The following is a 3,995-nucleotide window of genomic DNA, read 5'->3' as shown; positions in this document are numbered from 1 at the left end:
CTGCAAATCAATAATGGCTTCAAAATCCTGACTTTGATACCCTTGCCAATCGCCTTTTCGCCAGTTGGTGGTTCCGAAAATTCCATCAATCAAACCATCAGGACCACCAGCATGATACTGCGGATTGTATTTTGATTTGATGACGATAGTGTAATTGTTTGGTTTTTTGAAGAAGGTGGCGGAAACAACACTAGTTTTTCTAACAGCATCATTGCAATAAGCAAAAATTTGACATGATTTATTAATTTCAAATGGCTGGTCGTATTTTTGAAAATTGTTATTATCGAAAGAATAATAAATATCAAAAGCTGAATTTGATTTATAAATTTCAACTTTCATTTTATCTTTAAATGATTTACTGTCTGCTTGAATTATTGGGACAGGAATAATAGATTCTGTCAATTTTGATTTAATCCAATTATATCTTGTCATTGGAATTCCAAGTCTACTTCTAACAGAATTTTCAGTGATAAATTCACTCTTTCCATCTTCTAAATTTACTTTAATCTTCTCAAATAAAGGTTTGACTTCACTCCACTCGGCATGTCCTGGCGTCACCGAATAAATTCCCATCGAACTCAACACATACCAAGCACTCATTTGTCCGCAGTCTTCGTTTCCTATTAATCCGTCGGGAGAATTTTTGTAAAAATTGTTTAGAATGTAATGTACCTTTTCTTTAGTTTTTTCGGGTTTCCCAATGTAGTTGTATAAATATGCCATGTGGTGACTGGGTTCGTTTCCATGTGCATATTGCCCAATTAATCCGGTAACATCCACTTGTTCTCTTCCTGTCGTTTTACTTTCGGAGTTGAACATTTCATCTAGTTTGGCTTCAAATTTTTCGTTTCCGCCATACGCTTGTATCATACCTTCAATATCTTGTGGTACAAAAAACGAGTATTGCCAACTGTTACCTTCGGTAAAATTATTATTGATTTCTCTAGGGTCGAATGGTTTGTCCCAACCGCCATTTTTCTTTGGTCGCATGAAACCGGTTTTCCAATCAAAGACGTTTTTCCAACTTTGGGAACGTTGCATGAAGTAGTCGTAATCTTCTGTTTTGTTTAAAATTTGCGCCATTTGAGCAATACACCAATCATCATAGGCATATTCCAACGTTTTAGAAACGCTTTCGTGTTCGTCATCCATGGATATAAATCCGTTTTTCTTGTAAGCATCTAATCCTAAATGATCTAACATCGCAGAATGTTTGGCTGCTTCGAATGCTTTATCATAATCAAAACCCGTAATGCCTTTTGCCATAGCATCTGCCATTACGGAAACGGAATGATAGCCAATCATGCAATCGGTTTCGTTGGAAGACAATTCCCAAACAGGTAATCGCCCGCCTTGTTCGTATTGCTTTAAAAAGGTATTGATAAAATCGGCGGTGCGTTTCTTTTCAATCAAAGTATATAAAGGATGTGCCGCTCGAAACGTATCCCAAAGAGAAAATACAGAATAATAATCAAAACCTTCAGTTTGGTGAATTTTATTGTCTCTTCCGAGGTATTTTCCATCAATGTCTTGAGCGATATTGGGTTGCACCATCGTATGGTAAAGTGCGGTGTAGAAAATGGTTTTTTTATCTAAGTCGGATTCCGTTATTTCAATTTTAGATAATTGTTTGTTCCAAAGTTGTTCAGCTTCTTGTTTTACTTTATCGAAATCCCAATCTTTTATTTCGGAACTGTTTAATTTTGCTCCTTCATAACTTGTGGGTGAAAGTGACACTTTTACCAATATTTTTTCTCTTTTTTTGACTTGTTTGGAAAAACTCATTCCAGAAATTTCAAGCGATTCTGAATTTGATTTGTTCGTTTTTGAAACTTTCATAGGAACATTAAACTCAATTCGAGCATATACATATTGGTTTCTTGCCCAAGCTTCACTTCTTCGTAAAATCTCAATAGTTTTATCATCAATTACATTAATTCTTCCTCCCAATAATTTGTCACGATGGTTTAGGTCTAAGATAATATTGGCTTGTCCACTTTCATTAAAGGTATATTCATGAAAACCAACTCGAGTTGAAGTAGTTAAACGCACATCAATATTGTGTTTGTCTAACTTGACGGAATAAAATCCGGCAGTTGCTTTTTCATTTTGATGAGAAAAAGTGGAAGCATACACTTTGTTATCAAAAGTAGGTTCGCCCATTGTTGGCATGAGCATGATATCACCATAATCGGAAACGCCCGTTCCGTTGAGGTGCGTGTGTGAAAATCCGTAAATTATAGTATCCGAATAATGATAACCCGAACAGCCATCCCAACTTCCATCAATTCTAGTATCGGGAGACAATTGCACCATTCCAAAAGGTACTGTGGCTCCGGGATAGGTGTGACCGTGTCCGCCAGTGCCAATAAACGGGTTGACATATTGATGGAAGTTTTGGCTTAAAGCCAAAAAAGAAAAGAAAAGAAATAGAAATGAAAGGAACTTTTTCATTGAGTCATTTTGTTTATTTCAAAGATAAAAAAAATGCATCCAAATAAATGAATGCATTCTATTATTAAACCTCATAGGTTTTCAAAACCTATGAGGTTTGTATTTTATTTTAAACTCGCTACTAAATATTCTCTATTCATACGAGCGATATTTTCTAATGAAATTCCTTTAGGACATTCTACTTCGCAGGCACCAGTATTGGTACAATTTCCGAAACCTTCTTCATCCATTTGACGTACCATATTTAAAACACGTTGTGTGGCTTCCACTTTTCCTTGTGGTAATAAGGCATATTGTGATACTTTGGCACCAACAAATAGCATAGCCGAACCGTTTTTACAACTTGCGACACAAGCACCACAACCGATACATGCCGCAGCCATAAAGGCTTTGTCTGCATCTTCTTTTGGAATTGGGATAGCGTTGGCATCTATAGTTCTTCCGGAGGTATTCACAGAAACAAAACCGCCAGCTTGCTGGATTCTATCAAAAGCACTCCTGTCCACTACTAAATCTTTCACTACTGGAAATGCTTTGCTTCTCCAAGGTTCGATAAAAATAGTATCGCCATCGTTGAACTTACGCATGTGTAATTGACAAGTTGTTGTTCCTGTATCTGGTCCATGAGCACGGCCATTGATGTACAGTGAACACATGCCACAAATCCCTTCGCGACAATCGTGGTCGAAAGCCACAGGTTCTTGTTTTTCATTGATTAATTGTTCGTTCAATTGGTCTAACATTTCTAAAAACGAACTGTCAGTAGAAACATTATCCAGTTTATAATCTACAATTTTACCTTTGTCTTTAGCGTTTTTTTGACGCCAAATTTTAAGTTTAATATTGATGTTTTTTCCGGTAGCCATAATTTTAATTTTTTGAGTGAAATTAGTAAAGAGTAATTAGTGATTAGCACTTTTTGACTATTTACTAATTACTATTCACTTGTTACTATTTATAATTTCTTGCCGCAATTTTAATAAACTCATACTTCAATTCTTCTTTGTGCAGCACTTCTTGGCTGATATCATTTCCTTTGTATTCCCATGCGCCCACAAAGGAGAAGTTTTTGTCATCACGAAGTGTTTCGCCTTCGCTATCTTGGTATTCTTCTCTAAAATGACCACCGCAAGACTCGTTTCTTTGCAATGCATCTATTGCCATTAATTGTCCCAAGTCAATCAAATCGGCAACACGAAGTGCTTTTTCTAACTCCTGATTAAGTTCGTCTGCACTGCCGGGAACATTAACGTCTTTATAGAATTCTTCTTTTAAAGCTGCAATTTCGTCGATAGCTTGTTTTAATCCTGCTTCATTTCTTCCCATTCCTACTTTGTTCCACATGATTAAGCCAAGGCGTTTGTGGAAATGATCTACAGATTTTGAGCCTTTATTATTGATAAATTTCTCAATAGTTGAAGCAACTCTATTCTCGGCATCAGCAAATTCTTGTGTATCGGTAGAAATTTTACCTGTTCTAATTTCGTCTGCCAAATAATTAGAAACAGTATAAGGTAATACGAAATAACCATCGGCTAAAC

General features: G+C 36.1%; 2 protein-coding genes and 1 pseudogene. All 3 read right to left on the bottom strand.

Annotated elements, in window-relative coordinates:
• Positions 1–2,454: GH92 family glycosyl hydrolase (locus ACK5ON_RS07515; RefSeq protein WP_409821341.1), on the bottom strand; the 2,454-nt coding region annotated here is incomplete at its 3' end.
• 104 nt (positions 2,455–2,558) lie between these two features.
• Positions 2,559–3,320: a succinate dehydrogenase/fumarate reductase iron-sulfur subunit gene (locus tag ACK5ON_RS07510; protein WP_396173378.1), complete on the bottom strand. Its 762-nt coding sequence runs from the start codon at positions 3,318–3,320 to the stop codon at positions 2,559–2,561.
• An 85-nt stretch (positions 3,321–3,405) separates the two neighbouring features.
• A pseudogene (locus ACK5ON_RS07505) lies at positions 3,406–3,995 on the bottom strand (fumarate reductase/succinate dehydrogenase flavoprotein subunit); the annotation flags it as partial.

The sequence above is a fragment of the Flavobacterium sp. genome, assembly GCF_046317795.1.
Lineage (GTDB): Bacteria > Bacteroidota > Bacteroidia > Flavobacteriales > Flavobacteriaceae > Flavobacterium.
The sequence above is the reverse complement of the archived record's forward strand: the minus strand, read 5'-3'. Positions and strand labels throughout refer to the sequence as shown.

Bases quoted from the DNA above. Each gene is read 5' to 3' on its own strand.
- ACK5ON_RS07510 (WP_396173378.1), bottom strand. From the start codon at position 3,320: ATGGCTACCGGAAAAAACATCAATATTAAACTTAAAATTTGGCGTCAA.